This window comes from Herbaspirillum sp. WKF16, from assembly GCF_028993615.1.
Lineage (GTDB): Bacteria > Pseudomonadota > Gammaproteobacteria > Burkholderiales > Burkholderiaceae_D > Herbaspirillum.
Genome location: NZ_CP118632.1, coordinates 3,020,569 through 3,043,595, shown reverse-complemented (window position 1 = coordinate 3,043,595; position 23,027 = coordinate 3,020,569). Strand labels below are relative to the sequence as shown.

At 65.9% G+C, this 23,027-nt stretch carries 16 protein-coding genes; 15 read left to right on the top strand and 1 reads right to left on the bottom strand.

The features are described 5' to 3' along the window. Window positions 1–21: 21 nt before the first annotated feature. From Herbaro_RS13790 to Herbaro_RS13730, 13 genes are all read left to right on the top strand, one after another. Window positions 22–1,095 (top strand): helix-turn-helix domain-containing protein, encoded by a 1,074-nt coding sequence (locus Herbaro_RS13790; RefSeq protein WP_275010200.1) that lies wholly within the window; start codon window positions 22–24, stop codon window positions 1,093–1,095. Window positions 1,096–1,124: 29 nt separating this feature from the next. Then, window positions 1,125–2,378, top strand: coding sequence for a flavodoxin-dependent (E)-4-hydroxy-3-methylbut-2-enyl-diphosphate synthase (gene ispG, locus Herbaro_RS13785; protein ID WP_275010199.1), 1,254 nt, complete (start codon window positions 1,125–1,127; stop codon window positions 2,376–2,378). 119 nt (window positions 2,379–2,497) lie between these two features. Continuing rightward, complete coding sequence (hisS, locus tag Herbaro_RS13780) at window positions 2,498–3,853, top strand: histidine--tRNA ligase (protein WP_275010198.1); 1,356 nt, start codon at window positions 2,498–2,500, stop codon at window positions 3,851–3,853. Between the two features lie 23 nt (window positions 3,854–3,876). Next, window positions 3,877–4,521 carry a YfgM family protein gene (locus Herbaro_RS13775; RefSeq protein ID WP_275010197.1) on the top strand — a complete coding sequence of 215 codons (645 nt, stop codon included), beginning with the start codon at window positions 3,877–3,879 and terminating at the stop codon, window positions 4,519–4,521. A gap of 155 nt (window positions 4,522–4,676) precedes the next feature. Beyond that, window positions 4,677–5,873 (top strand): outer membrane protein assembly factor BamB, encoded by a 1,197-nt coding sequence (gene bamB, locus Herbaro_RS13770; protein WP_275010196.1) that lies wholly within the window; start codon window positions 4,677–4,679, stop codon window positions 5,871–5,873. 13 nt (window positions 5,874–5,886) lie between these two features. Then, window positions 5,887–7,230, top strand: coding sequence for a ribosome biogenesis GTPase Der (der, locus tag Herbaro_RS13765; protein WP_275010195.1), 1,344 nt, complete (start codon window positions 5,887–5,889; stop codon window positions 7,228–7,230). 143 nt (window positions 7,231–7,373) lie between these two features. Beyond that, window positions 7,374–7,616 carry an RNA chaperone Hfq gene (gene hfq, locus Herbaro_RS13760; protein WP_275010194.1) on the top strand — a complete coding sequence of 81 codons (243 nt, stop codon included), beginning with the start codon at window positions 7,374–7,376 and terminating at the stop codon, window positions 7,614–7,616. A 39-nt stretch (window positions 7,617–7,655) separates the two neighbouring features. Then, on the top strand, window positions 7,656–8,780 hold the full coding sequence (hflX, locus tag Herbaro_RS13755) for a GTPase HflX (protein ID WP_275010193.1): 1,125 nt from the start codon (window positions 7,656–7,658) through the stop codon (window positions 8,778–8,780). A gap of 82 nt (window positions 8,781–8,862) precedes the next feature. Further along, the gene (gene hflK, locus Herbaro_RS13750; RefSeq protein WP_275010192.1) at window positions 8,863–10,227 is read left to right on the top strand and encodes an FtsH protease activity modulator HflK; all 1,365 of its coding nucleotides are present in this window, start codon (window positions 8,863–8,865) and stop codon (window positions 10,225–10,227) included. After that, window positions 10,227–11,117: a protease modulator HflC gene (hflC, locus tag Herbaro_RS13745; protein WP_275010191.1), complete on the top strand. Its 891-nt coding sequence runs from the start codon at window positions 10,227–10,229 to the stop codon at window positions 11,115–11,117. The genes hflK and hflC overlap by 1 nt, the downstream gene beginning before the upstream one ends. 266 nt (window positions 11,118–11,383) lie before the next feature. Further along, complete coding sequence (locus tag Herbaro_RS13740; protein ID WP_275010190.1) at window positions 11,384–12,544, top strand: ATP phosphoribosyltransferase regulatory subunit; 1,161 nt, start codon at window positions 11,384–11,386, stop codon at window positions 12,542–12,544. A 3-nt stretch (window positions 12,545–12,547) separates the two neighbouring features. After that, on the top strand, window positions 12,548–13,861 hold the full coding sequence (locus Herbaro_RS13735) for an adenylosuccinate synthase (protein ID WP_275010189.1): 1,314 nt from the start codon (window positions 12,548–12,550) through the stop codon (window positions 13,859–13,861). A 45-nt stretch (window positions 13,862–13,906) separates the two neighbouring features. Beyond that, entirely contained in the window at window positions 13,907–14,440 is a 534-nt protein-coding gene (locus Herbaro_RS13730; RefSeq protein ID WP_275010188.1) for a phosphoribosyltransferase, read from the top strand. Between the two features lie 279 nt (window positions 14,441–14,719). Here Herbaro_RS13730 and Herbaro_RS13725 read toward each other — a convergent pair whose 3' ends face one another. Continuing rightward, complete coding sequence (locus tag Herbaro_RS13725; protein WP_275010187.1) at window positions 14,720–15,901, bottom strand: MFS transporter; 1,182 nt, start codon at window positions 15,899–15,901, stop codon at window positions 14,720–14,722. A gap of 176 nt (window positions 15,902–16,077) precedes the next feature. On the opposite strand from Herbaro_RS13725, the gene Herbaro_RS13720 reads away from it, so the two are divergent. Further along, entirely contained in the window at window positions 16,078–16,959 is an 882-nt protein-coding gene (locus tag Herbaro_RS13720; protein ID WP_275010186.1) for a LysR family transcriptional regulator, read from the top strand. Window positions 16,960–17,214: 255 nt separating this feature from the next. Then, window positions 17,215–23,019 carry an alpha-2-macroglobulin family protein gene (locus Herbaro_RS13715; RefSeq protein ID WP_275014017.1) on the top strand — a complete coding sequence of 1,935 codons (5,805 nt, stop codon included), beginning with the start codon at window positions 17,215–17,217 and terminating at the stop codon, window positions 23,017–23,019. Window positions 23,020–23,027 lie beyond the last annotated feature (8 nt).

The window sequence follows — 23,027 nt, the reverse complement described above, 5'->3', positions numbered from 1 at the left end:
GCTTTCCATGTGGAGCATTTGATGAGTGATCAACAAATGAACGAAGTGCCTTCGTCGCAACCGCAAGAAGACGGGCAGCCGGTTCCGGCGCCCGTGGCGACGCTGCCTGGCGCCGCGCTGGCGGCGCAGCGGCAGAAGAAGGGCTGGTCGGTCGAGCAGGTGGCGAGCCTGGTGAAGCTCTCGCCGCGCCAGATCCAGGCGATCGAGACGGACAATTATTCGGCCCTGCCGGGCCTGGCGGTGGCGCGCGGTTTCGTGCGCAGCTATGCCAAGGCGGTGGGCCTGGACGCCAATGCGCTGACCGCGGCCATGCCGCAGGAATCGGCGGTGGCGCAGCGGGACCACATCGTGCCTAACCATTCGCTGTCGACGCCGTTCTCGGAAGGACCGTTGCCGGCCATGATGATGAGCACCCGCGGCAACAGCTCTCCGGTGGCGGTGGTCGCCGGGGTGGTGGTGCTCGCCGTGGTGATCGGCGCGGCCGCCGTGCGCTGGACCGACCTGGGCGACAACTTGCCGCAGCTGGGTTGGCTCAAGGCGCACAAGGACGATGCCGCGCCGGCGACGCCTGACGCCGCGCCTGCCGGAGACGCCGGCGCCTCGTCCGATACGCCGGTGAACGCGCGGGTCGACACGATCACCTCGAGTGCTGCCGACGACGCGGCCAAGCCGGCCGGTCCGGCCGCATCCGAGCCGGCGGCTGCAGCGCCGACACCCACGCCGGCGCCTGCCCCGTCGCCATCGGTCGCGGCGACTGCAGCGGTGCCTGCCGCGTCGGCAAGCGCTTCCGCGCCGGCCGCGGTCGCCGCGCCGGCGGCCTCGTCCAGCGCGCCCAGCGGCCTGAACATCGTCAACAGCAAGGACCTGCTGCGCCTGACCTTCCGCGAGGATTCCTGGGTGGAAATCCGCCGCGCCGACAAGACCACGATCATTTCCCGCCTGCTCAAGGCGGGAACCACCGAGGCCTTTGACGTATCGGACGCAACCGTGCTGGTGATCGGCAACGCCTCCGGCGTCGACGCCACGCTGCGGGGCCAATCGCTGGACCTGAAAGCCACCGGCGGCAGCAATGTCGCCCGCCTGAACCTGAATTGAGCATCGAACCGAGCATTCAAGCGCACGCCATGTCTTCTTCCCCGATCGCTTCCGGGCCGCTGGCCCGCCGCAACAGCCGCCGTGTGGTGATCAGCCACGGCGCGCGCGAGATCGTCGTCGGCGGCGGCGCGCCGGTGATGGTGCAGTCGATGACCAACACCGACACCGCGGACGCCATCGGCACCGCGATCCAGATCAAGGACCTGGCGCGCGCCGGCTCCGAAGTGGTGCGCCTGACCGTCAACACGCCGGAAGCGGCGGCGGCGGTGCCGGCCATCCGCGAGCAGCTCGACCGCATGGGCGTGGACGTGCCGTTGGTGGGCGACTTCCACTACAACGGCCACACGCTGCTGACCGATTATCCGGAATGCGCCCAGGCGCTTTCCAAGTACCGCATCAACCCCGGCAACGTCGGCAAGGGCGCCAAGCGCGATTCGCAGTTCGCGCAAATGATCGAGGTTGCCTGCAAGTACGACAAGCCGGTGCGCATCGGCGTCAACTGGGGCAGCCTGGACCAGGCGCTGCTGGCCCGCATCATGGATGAGAACGCCGGGCGCGCCGAGCCCTGGTCGGCGCAGGCCGTGATGTACGAAGCGCTGGTCACGTCGGCCATCGAGAACGCCCAGCGCGCGGAAGAACTGGGCATGGCGGGCGACAAGATCATCCTGTCGTGCAAGGTCTCCGGCGTGCAGGACCTGATCGCGGTGTACCGCGAGCTGGGACGCCGTTGCAACTATCCGCTGCACCTGGGCCTGACCGAGGCCGGCATGGGCAGCAAGGGCATCGTCGCCTCCACCGCGGCGCTGTCGGTGCTGCTGCAAGAGGGCATCGGCGACACCATCCGCATTTCGCTGACCCCCGAACCGGGCGGCGACCGCACCAAGGAAGTGGTGGTCGGGCAGGAAATCCTGCAGACCATGGGCCTGCGCAAATTCACCCCGATGGTGATCGCCTGCCCGGGCTGCGGACGCACCACCTCGACCGTGTTCCAGGACCTGGCCGACAAGATCCAGACCTACCTGCGCGACCAGATGCCGGTGTGGAAGGGCAAGTATCCCGGCGTGGAAGGCATGAACGTGGCGGTGATGGGCTGCATCGTCAACGGCCCCGGCGAATCCAAGCACGCCAACATCGGCATCAGCCTGCCGGGCACCGGCGAATCGCCGGCGGCGCCGGTGTTCATCGACGGCGAGAAGCGCATGACGCTGCGCGGCGACCGCATCGCCGAGGAATTCCAGAACGTGGTGCTGGAATACGTGCAGACGCACTACGGCCAGGCCTGAGGCAATCATCATCCGGCGCTGTGCCGGATGCCATGCAGTACACTTGCGCCTGCCGCGCGTGCTGAACGCATGCGGCGGGCCCGTCATTTGAATTGAAGACAACACTCTCCGGTATCGGTATGTCAGAACAAAAGAAGGTCGAGAAGATTGTCGGCGTGAAAGGGATGAACGACATCCTGCCCGCCGATGCACCGCTGTGGGAACTGTTTGAGAACACCGTGCAATCGGTGTTGAAGAGCTACGGCTTCCAGCAGATCCGCACGCCCATCGTCGAGCCGACGGCGCTGTTCGCGCGCGGCCTGGGCGAGGTCACCGACATCGTCGAGAAGGAAATGTATTCCTTCACCGATTCCATGAACGGCGACAACCTGACCCTGCGCCCGGAGAACACCGCCGGCGTGGTGCGCGCCGCGCTGGAGCACAACCTGACCTACGACGGCCCCAAGCGCCTGTGGTACGTCGGCCCGATGTTCCGCCACGAGCGCCCGCAGCGCGGCCGCTATCGCCAGTTCCACCAGGTCGGCGCAGAAGCGGTCGGCTTCACCGGCCCGGACGTCGATGCCGAACTGATCATGATGTGCCAGCGCCTGTGGGATGACCTGGGCCTGTCCGACATCCGCCTGGAGCTGAACTCGATCGGCAACGCCGAAGAGCGCAACAAGCACCGCGCCGACCTGATCGCCTACTTCGAGCAGCACAAGGATCTGCTGGACACCGATGCCCAGCGTCGCCTGCACGCCAATCCGCTGCGCATCCTCGATACCAAGAATCCGACGATGCAGGAAATGGTCAACGCCGCGCCCAAGCTGCTGGACTACCTGGGCGAGGAATCGCGCTCGCACTTCGAGGGCGTGCAGAAGATCCTGCGCCACAACAATATTCCGTTCACCATCAACCCGCGCCTGGTGCGCGGCATGGACTACTACAACCGCACCGTGTTCGAATGGGTGACCGACCAGCTCGGCTCGCAAGGCACGGTCTGCGGCGGCGGCCGCTACGATCCCCTGATCGAGATGTTCGGCGGCAAGCCGACGCCGGCCTGCGGCTTCGCCATGGGCGTGGAGCGCCTGCTGGAGCTGATGAAGGCCAACGGCGAGCAATACGCGCCGAACCAGTGCGACGTCTACATGGTGCACCAGGGTGAAGATGCGCAGATGCAATCTTTCGTATTGGCCGAGCGTTTGCGGACTGCCGGGCTCGATGTTGTGCTACATTGCGCATCGTCGAACGGCGGCGGCAGCTTCAAGGCGCAGATGAAACGCGCCGACGGCAGCGGCGCCGCATTCGCGGTGATCCTGGGCGAAGACGAAGTCAAGGCCGGCACCGCCACCGTCAAGCACATGCGCGAAGGCGATGCCGAAGAGGGCCGCGCCAACCAGAGCAGCATGGCGTTCGACGCAGTGGTCGACTACATCGTGGAACAGATCGTGGGCGACCACGATCATGACCATGATCACGTGCACTACCATCCCTAACAGTTACGTTTTTTCAGAGTTACATGGCATACGATCTCGAAGAACAAGAACAGCTCGACTCCATCAAGGCGTGGTGGGCGAAGTACGGCAACCTGGTCACCTGGTTGGTGATCATCGCATTGGCGGCCTACGCCGGCTGGACCGGCTGGAACACCTACCAGGCGCGCCAGGCCGGCCAGGCTTCCGTGCTGTATGAAGAACAGCAGAAGTCGCTGGCAGGCAAGGACAACGCCAAGGTGCAGCGCGCCGCGGCCGACATCCAGGACAAGTTCAGCGGCACCGCCTACGCCGAGATGAGCGCGCTGGTGGCGGCCAAGTCGGCGTTCGACGCCAACGACGGCGAGACTGCCAGGAAGCAGTTGCAGTGGGTGATCGACCACGGCCGCGGCGCCGAGTACAAGGCGATCGCCGCGGTGCGCCTGGCCGGCGTGCTGCTGGACGCCAAGTCCTACGACGATGCGCTCAAGGTGCTGTCGGGCGATTTCCCGGCGCAATTCGCCGGCGCCGTCGCCGACCGCAAGGGCGACGTCCTGCTGGCGCAGGGAAAGCGCGACGATGCCCGCGCCGCCTACAAGCTGGCGCTGGAAAAGACTGAAGCCAAGGATCCGGGCCGCCAGCTCATCCAGATCAAGCTGGACGCCATCGGCGGCGAAGCGCCCAAGGCCTGAGAACAATAATGCGCGCGCCCGGCACAGGCCGGACGCGCGCATCCGCAATCCGCAGGCAGGCGCGGATGCATCCCGATGCAGCGGCCGCCGGCGCGGCCGGGCGATACAACCGCAATCCCACCGCGAACCCATCCATCGCTTAGAGGAAGAACAATATGCGTAGTGCGACAGCGACTGCTGCCAAGGCAACATCCTTAGTCCGATCCGGCGCCGCCGGCAAGCTCGCCCTGAAGGTGGCGGCGGTGGCCGCGGTCGCGGCCCTGTCGGGTTGTGCATGGTTTTCCGGCAAGAAAGATCCGAACCCGCCGGCGCCGCTGGTCGAGTTCGCCCAGAAGCTGCGCGTGCAGACCGCCTGGTCGGTGTCGGTCGGCAAGGCCGGCAGCTTCACGTTCGCGCCCGTCTATGCCGCCGGCAGCGTCTTTGCCGCAGCCAATGATGGCACCGTGATCCGCATCAACGCCCAGAACGGCCAGACCGTCTGGCGCGTGCGCGCCGACATGTCGCTGACCGCAGGCGTCGGCAGTGACGGCAGCACCGTCGTGGTGGTGGGCGAGAAGGGCAAGATCCAGGCGTTCGACGGTTCGGGCAAGCCGACCTGGAGCGCGCAGGCCTCCAGCGAGGTGCTGTCGGCGCCGGCCGTGGGCGAAGGCCTGGTCGTGATCCGCAGCATCGACAACCGCGTGACCGCTTATGACGCCGACAACGGCAGCCAGCGCTGGGTGGTCCAGCGCAACGTGCCGTCGCTGACGCTGCGCAATGCGCCCGGCATCGTGATCGGCGCGCAGACCGCCTTCGTGGCGTTGCCGGGCGGCCGCCTGTCGGCGCTGGCGCTGAACAACGGCGGTCCGCGCTGGGAAGCGCCGGTCGGCGATCCGCGCGGCATCACCGAGCTGGAACGTATTTCCGACGTCTCGGGCGTCCCGGCCGTGGGCGCGCGCGATGTCTGCGCCGTGGCTTACCAGGGCCGCATCGGTTGCTTCGATTTGCCCAACGGCAATGTGCGCTGGATCAAGGACTTCTCCAGCGACGTCGGCGTGACGCTGGATGACGATTACGTCTATGCCGCCGATGTCGGCGGTGCCGTGACCGAGTTCGCGCGCGACACCGGCGCCGTCGTGTGGCGCAACGACCGCCTGAAGAATCGCCTGCTGTCCAGCCCGATCAATATCGGCAAGGCCGTAGCGGTGGGTGATTACCAAGGGTATATTCACTTCCTGTCGCGTGACGATGGCTCCTTCCTGGCGCGTCTTTCCAGCGACGGCAGCCCCATCCAGGCCCCGCCGGTTTCCACCGGCCAGTCTGTCGTTTTCCAAACCAAATCAGGAACCGTCGTCTCTGTCGTGACAGAGTGACCCAACAATTGAAATGAAACCGGTAATTGCACTCGTAGGCCGTCCCAACGTCGGCAAGTCGACGTTGTTCAACAGGCTCACCCGCAGCCGTGATGCGCTGGTGGCAGACCTGCCCGGCCTGACGCGCGATCGTCACTACGGCGAAGGCCGGGTCGGCGAACGCCCGTTCCTGGTGATCGATACCGGTGGCTTCGAACCTGTTGCCAAGGAAGGCATCATGGTCGAGATGGCCAAGCAGACCAAGCAGGCGGTGGTCGAGGCCGACGTCGTGGTGTTCATCGTCGACGGCCGCCAGGGCTTGACGCCGCACGACAAGACCATCACCGACTTCCTGCGCAAGTGCGGGCGTCCGGTGATGCTGGTGGTGAACAAGTCCGAAGGCATGAAGTACACCTCGGTCACCGCCGACTTCTACGAGCTGGGCATGGGCGATCCCTACGTGATCTCCGCGGCCCACGGCGATGGCGTGGCCGACCTGGTGGAGGAGGCGCTCAACAGCGCCGAAGCCCAGCGCGCGCCCGAGCCAGAGCTGGATGAGACGGTCGTGCGCGGCACCAAGATCGCCATCGTCGGCCGCCCCAACGTGGGCAAGTCGACGCTGGTCAACACGCTCCTGGGCGAAGAGCGCGTGATCGCCTTCGACATGCCGGGCACCACGCGCGACTCGATCGAGATTCCCTTCGAGCGCGAAGGCCGCCATTACACGCTGATCGACACCGCCGGCATCCGTCGCCGCGGCAAGGTGTTCGAGGCCATCGAGAAGTTCTCGGTGGTCAAGACGCTGAAGTCGATCTCGGACGCCAATGTCGTGCTGCTGCTGCTCGATGCCCAGCAGGACATCTCGGAGCAGGATGCCCACATCGCCGGCTTCGTGCTGGAATCCGGCCGCGCGCTGGTGGTCGGCGTCAACAAGTGGGACGGTATGCAGAGCGACCAGCGCGACCAGATCAAGATGGATCTGGAGCGCAAGCTCAACTTCCTGTCGTTTGCGAAATTCCACTTCATCTCGGCCCTGAAGTCGACCGGCATCGGTCCCCTGATGAAGTCCATCGATTCCGCCTACGCCGCGGCGATGGCCAAGCTCAGCACGCCCAGGCTCACGCGTGCCCTGGAAGAGGCGCTGGAGCACCAGCAGCCGCGCCGCAAGGGTTCGATCCGTCCCAAGATGCGCTATGCGCACCAGGGCGGCCAGAACCCGCCGGTGGTGGTCATCCACGGCAATGCGCTGGATGCCATCGACGACAACTACAAACGCTATCTCGAAAAGCATTTCCGGGAAACTTTCTCCCTGGTTGGCACTCCACTCCGTATTGAGTTCCGTTCTGGCAAGAATCCGTTTGCCCGCCAAGAGAAGTAAAGCAAAATAATGCTGTAATTCAGTTAATGATTTTTGGTGTTGCGCTGAAAATCGTTTAAATTGATAAAGCGTAAATTGGTAAAGCACTTGTTTTTAACGAAAGTGCCTCCAAGTCCTAATCACAACAACACCGTGGAGCTGCCATGAGCAACAAAGGGCAATTGTTACAAGACCCATTTCTGAACGCATTGAGAAAAGAGCACGTTCCCGTCTCTATCTATCTGGTCAACGGCATCAAGCTGCAAGGCCATGTGGAGTCTTTCGATCAATACGTGGTCCTGCTGCGCAACACCGTTACGCAAATGGTTTACAAACACGCCATCTCGACCGTCGTGCCAGCACGCGCGGTCAACCTGAGTCTCGAATCCCCGTCCGACGGCGAATAATGGCTTACCGAGCCGGCGCAACGCCGTGTGCATCTTGATATGCGTGCCGCGTTAGTCGGCCTGGACTTCGGCAAGAACGATTTCGCCGCAAGTCTGGATGAATTATTCCTGTTGGCAAAATCGGCCGGCGCGGAACCGGTGATCACCATCACCGGGCGCCGCGCCAGTCCGGACGCAGCTCTCTTTGTCGGCTCCGGCAAGGCACAAGAAGTCGCCGACGCCGTGGCTGACCTTCAGCTCGAGCTGGTCATCTTCAATCACGCCCTGTCGCCAGCCCAGCAACGCAACCTCGAACGCGTTCTCAAGGTGCGCGTGCTCGACCGTACCAGCCTGATCCTCGATATCTTCGCCCAGCGGGCCAAGAGCCATGAGGGCAAGGTCCAGGTCGAACTCGCGCAGCTGCAGCATCTGGCCACGCGCCTGATCCGCGGCTGGACCCACCTGGAGCGGCAGAAGGGCGGCATCGGCCTGCGCGGCCCAGGCGAAACCCAGCTGGAGACCGACCGTCGCCTGCTCGGCGAGCGGGTCAAGGCCTTGCGCGCGGTGCTGGCCAAATTGCGCCGGCAGCACGCGACGCAGCGGCGGGCGAGGGGACGCAGCGAGACGTTTTCAGTATCGCTGGTGGGTTATACCAACGCCGGCAAATCGACCATCTTCAACGCGGTGACCAAGGCTGGCGTGTATGCCGCCAACCAGCTCTTCGCCACGCTGGACACCACCTCGCGCCGGGTCTACCTGGGCGAGGTCGGGCACGTGGTCATTTCCGACACCGTCGGCTTCATCCGCGAGCTGCCCCACCAACTGGTGGACGCTTTCCGCGCGACGCTGGAAGAGACCATCCACGCCGACCTGCTGCTGCACGTGGTCGATGCCGCCAGCCCGGTACGCATGGAGCAGATCGAGCAGGTCAACCTGGTCCTGAAGGAGATCGGCGCCGAGCACGTGCCGCAGATCCTGGTCTGGAACAAGATCGACGCGGCGGGCCTGGAGCCCTCGGTCGAGCATGACGAGTATGGTAAAATCCAGCGGGTTTTCGTCAGTGCGAAGTCTGGTGCTGGCTTGGATCTGCTGCGCGAAGCGATAGCCGCTTCGTTGAAGGCCGCATTGGAGGCCCGGGGACGCAGCCGATCTGAGCCTGTCGATTCCGAAGACATGCACGCATGACGGTGGGCGAAAGCTTTCCTGCCATCGCGCGCATTCTCCTCCTTGATTCTCTTTTCAATCACTACAGCCGGATCGCAAACGCATGCTCTTGTCTTTATTCAAGAAAATCGGTGTGAAGTTCTCGTTGAACGATCCCCAATGGGGGCGTGGTTCGCAGGACGACAACCGCGAGAATCAGAATAACGGAAGTAACGGCGACAACCGACCCGACAAGCGACCCGAAAAGCCGGCCGGCAGCAATGACGGCCCGCCCGACCTCGACCAGCTCTGGCGCGACTTCAACCAGCGTCTTTCCGGCATGTTCGGTCGCAAGGGCGGCGGCGGTTCGTCCGATGGCGGCGGCGGCTTCAACCGCGGCGACGTCAAGGGCGCCGGCATCGGCGTGGGCGTAATCGCCATCATCGTCGTGTTCCTGTGGCTGGCCAGCGGCTTCTTCATCGTGCAGGAAGGCCAGACCGCCGTGGTGACCACCTTCGGCCGCTACAGCCATACCACGCTGCCGGGCTTCAACTGGCGCTGGCCGTACCCGATCCAGGGGCATGAGATCGTCAACATGTCGCAGGTGCGCACCGCCGAAATCGGCTACCGCGGCAGTGTGCGCAACAAGCAGCTCAAGGAATCGCTGATGCTGACCGACGACGAGAACATCATCGACATCCAGTTCGCCGTCCAGTACAAGCTCAAGAACGCCGCCGAATGGCTGTTCAACAACCGCGACCAGGACGACTCCGTGCGCCAGGTCGCCGAGACCGCGATCCGCGAGATCGTCGGCCGCAGCAAGATGGACTTCGTCCTGTACGAGGGCCGCGAAAAGGTGGCGCTGGACGTGAGCCAGCGCATGCAGCAGATCCTGGACCGCTACAAGTCCGGCGTGCAGATCACCAACGTGACCATGCAGGGTGTGCAGCCGCCCGAGCAGGTGCAGGCCGCCTTCGACGACGCCGTCAAGGCAGGGCAGGACCGCGAGCGCCTCAAGAACGAAGGCCAGGCCTACGCCAACGACGTCATCCCGCGCGCCTCCGGCGCCGCTTCGCGCCTGCTGGAAGAGGCCGAGGCCTATCGCTCGCGCGTGGTGGCCAATGCCGAGGGCGATGCCGCGCGCTTCCGCCAGGTGCTGGATGAATACCAAAAGGCGCCGGCCGTGACGCGCGACCGCATGTACATCGAAACCATGCAGCAGATCTTCGCCAACACCACCAAGGTGATGGTGGACGCCAAGTCCGGCAGCAACCTGCTGTACCTGCCGCTGGACAAGCTGATCCAGCAAAGCGACGCCGCTGCGGCGGCCGGCAAGCCGGCCCAGCCATCGGGCGCCCAGGCCCCCGCGGCCGCCGGCGCAGCATCGAACAATTCGACTTCGGGAAATGACACCGTGTACTCCTCCGACGTGACGCGCGACATCAGAACCAGGGATCCGCGCGAGTCGCGTGAAAGGGAGGTGCGCTGATGGGCCGCCTCGTCACATCCGTCATCGTCGCCGTCGTGGCGATCTGGCTGGCTTCCTCCACCATCTTCGTGGTCGACCAGCGTTCCTCGGCCATCGTGTTCGCGCTGGGCGAAGTCAAGCAGGTGATCAGCGAACCCGGCCTGCACTTCAAGCTGCCGCCGCCGTTCCAGAACGTGATGTACCTGGACAAGCGCATCCAGACGCTGGATACCCCGGACGCCGACCGCTTCATCACCGCCGAGAAGATGAACGTGCTGGTCGATGCCTACGTCAAGTGGCGCATCGTCGACCCGCGCCTGTACTTCGTCAGCTTCGGCGCCGACGAGCGTCGCACCCAGGATCGCCTGTCGCAGATCGTCAAGGCCGCGCTCAACGACGAGATCACCAAGCGCACCGTGCGTGAAGTGATTTCCAGCCAGCGCAACAGCGTGATGGACGCGATCCAGGCCCGTACCGCCAGCGAAGCCAAGCAGATCGGCGTCGAGGTCATCGACGTGCGCCTGCGCCGCGTGGACTACGTCGACCAGATCAACAATTCCGTCTTCGAGCGCATGAAGTCCGAGCGGGTGCGCGTGGCCAACGAGCTGCGCTCCACCGGCGGCGCCGAGTCCGAGAAGATTCGCGCCGATGCCGACCGCCAGCGCGTGGTGATCCTGGCCGAAGCCTACCGCGAGTCCGAGAAGGCGCGCGGCGCGGGCGACGCCAAGGCTTCGCAGATCTACGCCCAGGCCTTCGGCCAGAATCCGGACTTCTACAAGTTCTATCGCAGCCTCGAGGCCTATCGCGCCAGCTTCAAGAATCGCCATGATGTGATGGTGGTGGATCCGAGCTCGGAGTTCTTCAAATACTTCAAAGGTGTCGGCAACAGCAACAGCGCTTCCAAGAAGTAGGCCGACAACGAGGACAGGCCCGCGCCGCCGGCAGCAAGAAGGGCGGCGTGGGTGAAGATGGATGCCGCTGGTAGAGGGCATCTTTGCTTTTTTGTCCGGCGCATTGTTCCGGCTTGGCAATTTTCCCGGCACACAGGATTGGGGTGGCAAGCGATGTCCGGCCGCCCCGGTTTTTCGTCCGGACCCTGTGTGATGCTCAGTTGATGATGTAGGATGCGCCGGTTGCCGGATCATCATCCCGATTTTTTCCTGTTTATTTTTTGTCTATGCCTAACTGGCTTCTTCCTGAAAACATTGCCGACGTCTTGCCGTCCGAAGCGCGCAAGATCGAAGAACTGCGCCGCCGGCTGCTCGACAATTTCCGCCTCTACGGCTACGAAATGGTCATGCCGCCGCTGCTGGAGTACCTGGAGTCGCTGCTCACCGGCGCCGGCCAGGACACCGACCTGCGCACCTTCAAGCTGGTGGACCAATTGTCCGGCCGCACGCTGGGCGTGCGCGCCGACATGACCACCCAGGTCGCGCGCATCGACGCCCACCTGCTCAACCGCGCCTCGGTGACCCGCCTGTGCTACGCCGGCAGCGTGCTGCACACCCGTCCGACCGGTCTGCACGCCACCCGTGAGCCGATCCAGATCGGCGCCGAGATCTACGGCCATGCCGGCATCGAGGCCGATGCCGAGATCCAGGAGCTGGCGCTGAACTCGCTGGCCCTGGCCGGCATGCGCACCATCCGCCTGGACCTGTGCCACGTCGGCGTGCTGCGCGCCATCATCGCCAACGATCCCGCCGCCAAGCGCCAGGAAGCGCAGCTGTTCGGCCTGCTGGAAGCCAAGGATGTCCCGGGCCTGCAAGAGATCACCGCGGCTTACCAGGACGGCACGCGCGCCGCGCTGCTGGCATTGCCCAACCTCTACGGCGATCTCTCGGTCATCGCGCGCGCGCGCATCACGCTGCCCGCGCTGCCGGGCATCGCCCAGGCCCTGGATGAGCTGCAGGCGCTGGTCGAACTGGCCGCCGGCCACGAAGGCGCGGCCGTCACCATCGATCTGGCCGACCTGCGCGGGTATCATTACCACAGCGGCGTGATGTTCTCCGCCTACGTGCCGGGCCTGCCCAACGCGGTGGTGCGCGGCGGCCGCTATGACCACGTCGGCGAGGCCTTCGGCCGCGCGCGTCCGGCCACCGGCTTCTCGATGGACCTGCGCGAACTGGCGCGGCTGATGCCGGGCGCCGAAAGAAAGGCCGCGATTCGCGCGCCATGGGGCACCGAAGCCGGTCTGCGTGAGAAAATAGCGCAATTGCGGCAAGCGGGCGACATCGTGATCCAAAGCCTGCCGGGCCACGAAAACGATCAGGACGAATTCGATTGCGACCGCGCCGTCGAATTCAGCAATGGAAACTGGATTATCAAAAACTTGGGTTGAGTCATGTTACAGAACAGCAATGCAAAGAACGTCGTCGTCATCGGTACGCAATGGGGCGATGAAGGCAAGGGCAAAATCGTCGATTGGCTGACCGATCACGCGCAAGGCGTGGTGCGTTTCCAGGGCGGCCACAATGCCGGCCACACGCTGGTCATCGGCGGCAAGAAGACTGCGCTGCAACTGATTCCCTCGGGCATCATGCGCGAAGGCGTGGCTTGCTACATCGGCAACGGCGTGGTGCTGTCCGTGCCCGACCTGCTGCGCGAGATCGACAAGCTGGAAGCCGCCGGCGTGGAGGTGTGCTCGCGCCTGAAGGTGTCCGACGCCTGTCCGCTGATCCTGCCTTACCACGTGGCGCTGGACGTGGCCCGTGAAGCCGCGCGCGGCGACGCCAAGATCGGCACCACCGGCAAGGGCATCGGCCCGGCCTACGAAGACAAGGTGGCGCGCCGCGCCATCCGCGTGGCCGACCTGTTGAACGAAAAGCGCTTCGCCGAGAAGCTGCTGGCCAACCTGGACTACCACAACTTCGTCCTGACCCACTACCTGAAGACCCAGCCGGTGGACTACCAGAAGACCCTGGACGACGCGCTGGCCAACGTGCCGCGCATCAAGCCCATGGTCACCGACGTCTCCAGCGACCTGTACGCCGTGCACAACGCCGGCGGCAAGATCCTGTTCGAAGGCGCGCAGGGCAGCCTGCTGGACGTCGACCACGGCACCTATCCGTTCGTCACCTCGAGCAACTGCGTGGCCGGCAACGCCGCCGCCGGCACCGGCGTGGGCCCGGGCATGCTGCATTACATCATGGGCATCACCAAGGCCTACACCACCCGCGTGGGTTCGGGCCCGTTCCCGGCCGAACTGCCGACCGACGCCGGCACCGGCAAGCACCTGGCCTCCGTCGGCCATGAATTCGGCACCGTCACCGGCCGCGCGCGCCGCTGCGGCTGGTTCGACGCCGCGCTGCTCAAGCGCTCGGTGCAGATCAATGGCGTCTCCGGCATGTGCCTGACCAAGCTGGACGTGCTGGACGGCCTGGAGTCGCTCAAGCTGTGCACCGGCTACAAGCTCAACGGCAAGGTCGTCGACATCTTCCCGGTCGGCGCCGAAGAAGCCGCCGCCTGCGAACCGATCTACGAAGAAATGCCCGGCTGGTCCGAGAACACCGTCGGCGCCAAGTCGCTGGACGCGCTGCCGGCCAACGCCCGCGCCTACATCAAGCGCATCGAGGAACTGGTGGGCGTGCCCATCGACATGATCTCCACCGGCCCGGACCGCGAAGAGACCATCGTCCTGCGCCACCCGTTCAAGTAATCCCCGCATCAAGCACGACGAGCAACAAGAAGCAAGAAACACGATATGAAGATCTCTGACGACAAAGACCTGTGGGTCACCTGGGACGACTACAACCGCCTGATCGAACGCCTGGCGCTGAAAGTCTATGAATCCGGCTGGCAGTTCGACCAGGTGCTCTGCCTGGCGCGCGGCGGCCTGCGTCCGGGCGACGTGATGTCGCGCATTTTCGATGTCCCGCTGGCGATCCTGTCGACCAGCTCCTACCGCGAAGCCGCCGGCACCATCCGCAGCTCGCTGGACATTGCCAAGTACATCACCATCACCAAGGGCACCCTGGGCGGACGCATCCTGCTGGTGGACGACCTGGTCGATTCCGGCGTGACGCTGCAAAAGGTGATGGTGCACCTGAAGGAGCATTACCCGGCCGTCACCGAGATCAAGAGCGCCGTCGTGTGGTGGAAGGCTTGCTCGATCGTGGAGCCCGACTACCACGTCGACCACCTGCCGACCAACCCGTGGATCCACCAGCCGTTCGAAGACTACGACGGCCTGGGCCCGCACCAGTTGGCCGCGTGGATCAAGAAGGGCGGCGCCTGAGGCGTTGTTCTTCCTGCCTGCCAATGAAAAAGAGCTTGCCGCGGCAAGCTCTTTTTTTGTTTGCAGGCACCGATCCAGGCAATCAGAAGCGCGAGAAAACGGGCTGGCGGCGATTGGGACGCCGGTGGCGTTGCGACTGCCGTTGAACGACGCTGGGTCCCGGCGTTCGCCGGGACGACACAGAGGAAGTGGGTGGCAAGGACTGGGATTCGAGTCGCCCCACACCCTGCCGTCCCCGCGAAGGCGGGGACCCAGTGGCTTTGGGCGCGGCGCTGAGGCTCAGCAGGCTTCGACGTTGCCGCCCGGTTGCACGGCGGCGCGCTTGCCGTCCATCTTCCAGCTGATCAGGGCCACCACGATGCCGGCGATAGGCAGCAGGGCGGCGACGTAGGGCACCGCATGCAGGCCGGGGCCGTGGTCGATGGTCAGGCCGCCCAGCCAGGCGCCGGCGGCATTGCCCAGGTTGAACGCGGCGATGTTGGCCGAGGACGCCAGGTTGGGCGCGCCGGTAGCTTTTTCCAGCACGCGCATCTGCAGCGGCGGCACGGTGGCGAAGGCGGCCATGCCCATCAGGCCCACGCCGATGATGGAAGCGATCTTGTGCTCATTGGTCAGGCCGAACAGCACCAGCACGATCGCCAGCGCCGCCATGCTGCCCACCAGCGTGGCCATCAGCTTCCTGTCGGCCAGCTTGCCGCCCAGCAGGTTGCCGATCACCAGGCCCACGCCGAACAGCAGCAGGATGGGCGAGACCGCAGCCGGCGGGAAACCGCTGATGTCGGTCAGGATCGGGGCGATATAGGTGAAGGCCGCGAACACGCCGCCGAAGCCCAGCACCGTCATCGCCAGGCCCAGCATGACCTGGGGACGGGCCAGCACGCGCAGCTCGCGGCCGAAGTCGGCCTCCTCGCCGCCCTGCGAGCGCGGCACCAGGAGGGCGGTCGCGGCCAGCGCCACGAGGCCGATCACGGTGACCGCCCAGAAGGTGGCGCGCCAGCCGTACATCTGGCCCAGCCAGGTGCCGAAGGGCACGCCCAGCACGTTGGCCACGGTCAGGCCGGTGAACATCAGCGCGATGGCCGATGCCTGCTTTTCCTTGGACACCAGGCTGGTGGCTACCACCGAGCCGACGCCGAAGAACGCGCCATGGGCGAAGGACGCCACCACGCGGCCCAGCATCAGCATGCCGTAGTTGGGCGCCAGCGCGCACAGCAGGTTGCCGATCACGAACACCACCATCAGGGCGATCAACAGCGTCTTGCGCGGCAGGCGGCCGGTGGTGGCGGTCACCAGCGGCGCGCCGACGAACACGCCCAGCGCATAGCCGGTCACCAGCAGGCCGGCGGCGGAGAGCGTCACGCCCAGGTTGGCCGCCACCTCCGGCAACAGGCCCATGATCACGAACTCGGTGGTTCCGATCGCAAATGCGCTGATGGTCAGCGCCCAAAGTGCTATTGGCATTTCAATTCCTTCCCAGGAGCCCGCGGGGTTGCGGGCCGTTATCAGTTGATGAAGACCAGATGGGCCGGCGGGGCGGAAAGCCAGAGCGCTCTGCCAGCGATGGGAAGGATTGTGCCAGTGTCTTTTGTTGAGAAAAATACCGTTAGAATCAAAGAATATTTGATTTGGAGTCAAGGATGGCGATTCAATCGGAAGAACTGCGCACCTTCGTCGCCGTGGTGGAGGCGGGAACCCTGTCGGCTGCCGCCGAGGTGCTGGAGCAGACCACCTCGGGCGTGAGCCGCGCGCTGTCGCGGCTGGAGGAGAAGCTGGGCGCCAGCCTGCTGACCCGCACCACGCGCCGCATGGACCTGACCGAGGAGGGCCATGCCTTCCTGGAGCAGGCGCGCAGCATCCTGGCGGCCATGGAGACGGCCGAGGAGACCGTGCGCATGCGTACCCAGAAGCCGGTCGGCAAGCTGCGCGTGGATGCCGCCGTGCCCTTCATGCTCCATTGCGTGGTGCCGCATGTGGGCGCCTTTCGCGAGGCCTATCCCGGCATCGAGCTGGAACTGACCACCAACGACCGCTTCATCGACCTGGTGGAGCAGCGCACCGACATCGCCATCCGCATCGGTGAGCTGCAGGATTCCACGCTGCACGCCAAGCCCCTCAGTTCGGCGCGGCTCAACATCGTCGCCAGCCCCGGCTACCTGGCGCGTCATGGCGAACCGACCTCGGTCGAGGCGCTGGCCGAACACCGCCTGATCGGCTTTTCCCAGCCCGACTCGCTGAACCACTGGCCGCTGCGCCATGAGGGCGGCGACCGCTACCCGATCAAGCCGTCGATCCGCGCCTCCAGCGGCGAGACCATCCGGCAACTGGCGCTGCACGGGCAGGGCATCGCCTCGCTGTCCAATTTCATGTCGGACGCCGACATCGCCGGCGGCCGGCTGGTGAAATTGCTGGCGCCGGCCTATAGCGGCTATCAGCAAAAGATTTCAGCGGTCTACTATCGCAATACGCAACTTTCGCGGCGTATCAGCTGTTTTTTGGATTTTTTGCAGGACAAGCTTTGAACATGCATTATTGAGTTCCGCTTGCGCAACGTTTTGCCGCAAAGCTGGTCTGAGCGCCAGCGACGCCGTATGGGGGGAGCAGCCCATGGCCGACATCACAACAAGATCGATCCGGAGAGCCAGATGAAGCAAACGCAAGCCGCCATGGCCGCGGGCTGCATGCCCAGAATAAATGGAATGCAAGTCCAACCAACTCCTCCCGCCCGGCCGGAAATCCTCAAGGCATGGCGCAGCGGCCTGGCCGGGCTGGCCGCGATGGCTGCGCTGCTGCTGCCGGCGCCCGCCGCGCAGGCCGCCAACGCCAGCGTAGTCTCCTTCTCGCCGCAGGGCGAGGTGTCGCGCATCAGGCAGGTGAGGGCGCGCTTCTCCGAATCCATGGTCAGGTTCGGCGACCCCAAGGCGGCCTCGCCGTTCGACGTCGATTGCGGCGTGGCCGGCAGTTCGCGCTGGGCCGACGACAAGAACTGGGTATTCGACTTCGAGCGCGACCTGCCGCCGGGCGCCAGCTGCAGCTTCAGCGTGCGCACCGGCACCCGCTCGGTGGCCGGCAATGCGTTGGGCGGCAAGAGCCGTTTCCAGTTCAGCACCGGCGGTCCGGCGGTGACGCGCGTGCAGCCCTATGCCGAGTCGCAGATCGCCGAAGACCAGGCCTTCATCCTGTTCCAGAACGGCGCAGCCACCGAGGCCTCGGTGCGCGAGCACCTGTATTGCGAAGCCGAGGGCATCAACGAACGCATCCCCGCCAAGGCGGTGGGCGAGGGCGACCGCAAGGCCCTGCTGCAGGAGTTCGCCAAGGGCATCGACCCGGCCTCGGTCACCATCGTGCAATGCCAGCAGCGCCTGCCCAACGATGCGCACGTGAAGCTGGTGTGGGATCGCGGCATCGCCGCCGCCGGCGCGCCGGCGATCGTCACCTCGCAGCCGCAGGTGTTCAAGTTCCAGGTCCGCAGCGAGTTCAGCGCCAGCTTCTCCTGCCAGCGCGAGAACGCCAACGCGGCCTGCTCGCCCATCCTGCCGCTGACGCTGTCGTTCTCCGCGCCGGTGCCGCGCAAGCTGGCCGAACAGGTGCTCCTCAACGCCACCACCGGCAAGATCAAGCCGACGCTGGACAGCAGCGAAGGCGATGCGGTGCGCGACCTGACGTTCAAGCCGCCGTTCCCCGAGAAGTCCGAATTCACCATCACGCTGCCGAGCGGCTTCAAGGATGAGGACGGCCGCGCGTTGGGCAATGCCTCGTCCTTCCCGCTGAAATCGGCGCTGGCCGATTTCCCGCCGTTGGCCAAATTCCCGGCCGCCCCCTTTGGCATCATCGAACTCAACGCCGACCCCACGCTGCCTGTCACGCTGCGCCGCGTCGAATCCGGCCTGCTGGTGCGCGGCGCCGACGGCCGCGCGCTGCCCGGCAAGGTAGCCGACCTGAAGGTCGACGGTGGCAATGGCGACCGCGGCGTGATCGCCTGGCTGACGCGCCTGAACAAATATCACGAGAAATGGGGCGACCCGAAGAAGGTCGATTCGCGCGGCGTGAGCCTGCTTTCCAAGGAGCCGGGCGTGAAGAAACTCGACCTGCCGGCGCAGAAGGATGCCAAGGAGGGCGAATGGCCCTTCGAGGTGATCGGCATTCCCCTGAAGGAGCCGGGCTTCTACGTGGTGGAGCTGGAGTCGCAAAAGCTGGGCGCCTCGCTGCTGGGCAAGCCGCAGCCGATGTACGTGCGCACCAGCGCGCTGGTGACCAACCTGGCAGTGCACGTGAAGCTGGGCCGCGCCAACGGCGCCGTGTGGGTCACGCGCCTGGACAACGCCAAGCCTGTGGCCGAGGCCGAGGTGCGCGTCTCCAACTGCCAGGGCGCGCAGCTGTGGCAGGGCAAGACCGACGCCCGCGGCGTGGCCGTGCTGCCGCCGCTGGAAGACGCCTGCGCCAACCGCCCGTACAGCGCGGCCAATGCCGACGACATCAACGGCCTCTTCGTCAGCGCGCGCAAGACCGATGAAAAGGGTCGCGCCGACATGGCCTTCGCCCTGACCTCATGGAATGACGGCATCGAGTCCTGGCGCTTCAACCTGCCTACCGATACCGACAAGGCGGCCACCACGCGCGCCACCACCATCTTCGACCGCAGCCTGTTCCGCGCCGGCGAGACGGTGTCGATGAAGCACGTGATCCGCACCGAGACCATGCAGGGCCTGGGCCTGGTGCGCAGGGAAGACTTGCCCACGCGCGTGCGTATCACGCACCAGGGCAGCGGCCAGCAATACCAGTTCCCGCTGGCCTGGCGCGGCAACAAGAGCGCCGAGACCACGTTCGCGTTACCCAGGGAGGCCAAGCTGGGCAGCTATGAGGTGGTGCTGGACCAGGGCACGGTCAAGGCCGGCGGCCAGAATGCCGGCAATGACGGCGGCGATGGCAATGAAGAGGAAGGCGGCTACGGCTACGGCCGCGGCACCTATTACACCGGCAGCTTCCGCGTCGAGGAATTCCGCCTGCCGCTGATGCAGGGGCGCATCACGCCGCCCAAGGGCGCGCAGGTGGCGATCAGGGAACTGCCGCTGGACCTGCAGCTGAACTACATCAACGGCGGCGGCGCAGCCAACCAGCAGGTGCGGGTATCGAGCCTGCTGCGTTCGCGTGCGGTGAACATCGCCGGCTACGACGGCTTCTCGTTCGACCCGCCGCGTGCCGACGGCGATGGCAACAGCAACGCCGACGACCAGAAGATCGTGGCCGACAAGCTGGCCGTCACGCTCGACAAGAACGGCGCGGGCCGCACCGTGGTCGCCAAGCTGCCGGCGGTGCAACGGCCGCAGGAATTGCTCACCGAGATGACCTACAGCGATCCCAACGGCGAGGTGCAGACCGTCTCCAGTGTCACGCCGCTGTGGCCCTCGGCCGTGGTGGTCGGACTGCGCGCGGGCAACTGGATCTCGGTCAAGAAGAAGCTGACGCTCTCCGCCGTCACGCTCGACACCGCCGGCCGGCCGCTGGCCGGGGTGCCGGTCGAGATCCGCGCAGTCGCCCGCAAGACCAACTCGCACCGCAAGCGTATGGTCGGCGGCTTCTACGCCTATGAAAACGACCAGAGCACGCAGGACCTCGGTAAGCTATGCTCGGGCAAGAGCGACCAGCACGGCATGTTCATGTGCGACACCGAGTTGTCCGAGGCGGGCAACGTGGATCTCATCGCCAGCGCGAAGGATGAGCGCGGAAATGCTTCCAACGCCTACTCCTCCGTGTGGGTGACCGGCCGCGGCGAGCTGTGGTTCGACGGCGAGAACCAGGACCGCATCGATATCCTGGCCGAGAAGAAGAACTACCAGCCCGGCGAGACCGCCAAGTTCCAGGTGCGCATGCCGTTCCGCTATGCCACCGCGCTGGTGGCGGTGGAGCGCGAGGGCGTGATCGATACCCAGGTGGTGCAATTGTCCGGCCAGGATCCGACGATCAGCGTGCCGGTCAAGGCCGGCTACGGCCCCAACGTCTATGTGTCGGTGCTGGCGGTGCGCGGCCGCATGCGCGAGGTGCCGTGGTACTCCTTCTTCGTCTGGGGCTGGAAGGAGCCGGTCAACTGGTGGCATGAGTTCCGCGAGTACCAGGCGCCCGGCCCGGTCGTCGACCTCTCCAAGCCGGCCTGGAAGTACGGCATCGCCGAGATCAACGTCGGCGACGCCGGCCACAGGCTGCAAGTGGCGGTGACGGCCGACAAGGCGGCCTATCCGATCCGGGCCACCGCCAAGGTGCAGGTGCAGGTCAAGCTGCCCGACGGCAAGCCCGCCGCCGGCGCCGAGTTCGCGCTGGCGGCGGTGGACGAGGCGCTGCTCGAACTGCAGCCCAACAGCAGTTGGGATGTGCTGCACGCCATGCTGCAGCGGCGCAGCTACGGCGTCGAGACCTCCACCGCGCAGATGCAGGTAGTCGGCAAGCGCCATTACGGCAAGAAGGCCACGCCCGCCGGCGGCGGCGGCGGCCGCGCGCCGACGCGCGAGCTGTTCGACACGCTGCTGCTATGGAAGCCGAACGTCGTGCTCGACGCCGAGGGCCGCGCCACCCTGGAGGTGCCGCTGAACGATGCGCTGAGCTCTTTCCGCATCGTCGCCGTGGCCGAGAGCGGGACCGATTATTTCGGTACCGGCAGCATCAGCATCCGCTCGACGCAGGACGTGCAGCTGATCTCCGGCCTGCCGCCGCTGGTGCGCGAGGGCGACAGTTTCAGTGGCACGGTCACGGTGCGCAACACCACCACGCACGATATGAAGATCAAGCTTGCGGCGCGCGCCCAGGGCGGCGCTCCCGCCTCGGCGCTGAGCCTGCCCGAGCGTGAAGTGGCGGTCGCCGCCGGTCAATCGGCCGAGGTGATGTGGCCGGTGCAGGCGCCGGAAGGCGTGACCCAGCTGGCATGGGAAATCAGTGCGCAGGAGCAGGGCGGGCAGAACGCGAAGGATGCGATGAAGTTCACCCAGCGCGTGGCGCCGGCAGTGCCGGTGACGGTGCAGCAGGCCACGCTGTTCCAGCTCGACCGCAGCGCCGCCATCCCGGTGTCGCAACCGGCCGGCAACCTGCCCGGGCGCGGCGGCTTGTCCGCGGCCTTGAAGCCCAGCCTGGCCGGCGGCAGCGAGGCCCTGACGCGCTACTTTGCCGACTATCCCTTCTCCTGCCTGGAGCAGAAGACCTCCAAGGCCATCGGCCTGCGCGACGAGGCGGCATGGCAGAAGGTGGCGGCGGACCTGCCGACCTACCTCGACGGCGACGGCCTGGCCTACTACTTCCCGCCGGCCGATAGCGGCGCGCGGCGTGGCAGCGATACGCTGACGGCCTACCTGCTGGCGGCCACCGGCGAAGCCGGCTACGCGATCCCGCAGGCCAGCCGCGACAAGATGCTGGAAGGCCTGGCGAGCTTCGTCGAGGGCCGTATCACGCGCGACTTCTGGTCGCCGCAGAAGGATCTCGACGTGCGCAAGCTGGCCGCATTGGAGGCGCTGTCGCGCTACAACCGCGTGCAGCCGTCCATGCTCGGCTCGCTGCAGGTCAATCCCAACCAGTGGCCGACTTCCGGCCTGCTGGACTGGATCGCCATCCTGCAGCGCGTGCCGGCCATCCCCGAGCGCCAGAAGAAGCTGGACGAGGCCGACCAGATCCTGCGCGCGCGCCTGAACTTCCAGGGCACGCGCATGGGCTTCTCGAATGAAGAGGGCGACTACTGGTGGTGGCTCATGAGCAGCGGCGACGCCAACGCCAACCGCCTGATCCTGCTGGAACTGAACAACCCGGCCTGGCGCGACGACATGCCGCGCCTGGTGGCCGGCGCCATCGGCCGCCAGCAGCGCGGCCATTGGGGCACCACCACCGCCAACGTCTGGGGCAGCCTGGCGCTGGAGAAATTCGCGCGCAAGTTCGAGTCCGAACCGGTCACCGGCACCACCCGCGCCACGCTGGAGCAAGGCGGCGCCACGGCGGCCAGCCAGAGCCTGGCATGGAGCGGCGCGGCCGGTGGCGGCAAGCTGCTGCTGCCCTGGCCCAAGACCGATGGCGCCGGCGGCGCCGTGCGCTTCACGCAGGAGGGCAACGGCCGGCCGTGGGTGACGCTGCAAAGCCTGGCGGCGGTGCCGCTGAAGCAGCCGTTCTCCAGCGGCTACCGCATCGCGCGCAAGATCGAGGCGATCGAGCAGAAGCAGGCCGGCGCCTACACCCGCGGCGACGTACTGCGCGTAACGCTGGAGATCGACGCCCAGGCCGACATGAGCTGGGTGGTGGTCAGCGATCCGGTGCCGGGCGGCGCGACCCTGCTGGGCTCGGGGCTGGGCCGCGACTCCGCCATTGCGCAGGGCGGCCAGGACAAGCCGCGCGACCGCGGCCTGGGCTGGATGGCCTATGAAGAACGCAGCTTCGAAGCCTACCGCGCCTACTACGAATCCATGCCCAAGGGCCGCACCAGCATCAGCTATACGGTGCGCCTGAACAATGCCGGCGAGTTCAACCTGCCGCCGACGCGGGTGGAGGCGATGTACGCGCCCGAGATGTTCGGCGAGATCCCGAACCAGAAGCTGGTGGTCAAGGCGCAGCAGTAGGGCGGGCG

Bases quoted from the DNA above. Each gene is read 5' to 3' on its own strand.
- Herbaro_RS13790 (WP_275010200.1), top strand. From the start codon at position 22: ATGAGTGATCAACAAATGAACGAAGTGCCTTCGTCGCAACCGCAAGAA.
- ispG (WP_275010199.1), top strand. From the start codon at position 1,125: ATGTCTTCTTCCCCGATCGCTTCCGGGCCGCTGGCCCGCCGCAACAGC.
- hisS (WP_275010198.1), top strand. From the start codon at position 2,498: ATGTCAGAACAAAAGAAGGTCGAGAAGATTGTCGGCGTGAAAGGGATG.
- Herbaro_RS13775 (WP_275010197.1), top strand. From the start codon at position 3,877: ATGGCATACGATCTCGAAGAACAAGAACAGCTCGACTCCATCAAGGCG.
- bamB (WP_275010196.1), top strand. From the start codon at position 4,677: ATGCGTAGTGCGACAGCGACTGCTGCCAAGGCAACATCCTTAGTCCGA.
- der (WP_275010195.1), top strand. From the start codon at position 5,887: ATGAAACCGGTAATTGCACTCGTAGGCCGTCCCAACGTCGGCAAGTCG.
- hfq (WP_275010194.1), top strand. From the start codon at position 7,374: ATGAGCAACAAAGGGCAATTGTTACAAGACCCATTTCTGAACGCATTG.
- hflX (WP_275010193.1), top strand. From the start codon at position 7,656: ATGCGTGCCGCGTTAGTCGGCCTGGACTTCGGCAAGAACGATTTCGCC.
- hflK (WP_275010192.1), top strand. From the start codon at position 8,863: ATGCTCTTGTCTTTATTCAAGAAAATCGGTGTGAAGTTCTCGTTGAAC.
- hflC (WP_275010191.1), top strand. From the start codon at position 10,227: ATGGGCCGCCTCGTCACATCCGTCATCGTCGCCGTCGTGGCGATCTGG.
- Herbaro_RS13740 (WP_275010190.1), top strand. From the start codon at position 11,384: ATGCCTAACTGGCTTCTTCCTGAAAACATTGCCGACGTCTTGCCGTCC.
- Herbaro_RS13735 (WP_275010189.1), top strand. From the start codon at position 12,548: ATGTTACAGAACAGCAATGCAAAGAACGTCGTCGTCATCGGTACGCAA.
- Herbaro_RS13730 (WP_275010188.1), top strand. From the start codon at position 13,907: ATGAAGATCTCTGACGACAAAGACCTGTGGGTCACCTGGGACGACTAC.
- Herbaro_RS13725 (WP_275010187.1), bottom strand. From the start codon at position 15,901: ATGCCAATAGCACTTTGGGCGCTGACCATCAGCGCATTTGCGATCGGA.
- Herbaro_RS13720 (WP_275010186.1), top strand. From the start codon at position 16,078: ATGGCGATTCAATCGGAAGAACTGCGCACCTTCGTCGCCGTGGTGGAG.
- Herbaro_RS13715 (WP_275014017.1), top strand. From the start codon at position 17,215: ATGGCTGCGCTGCTGCTGCCGGCGCCCGCCGCGCAGGCCGCCAACGCC.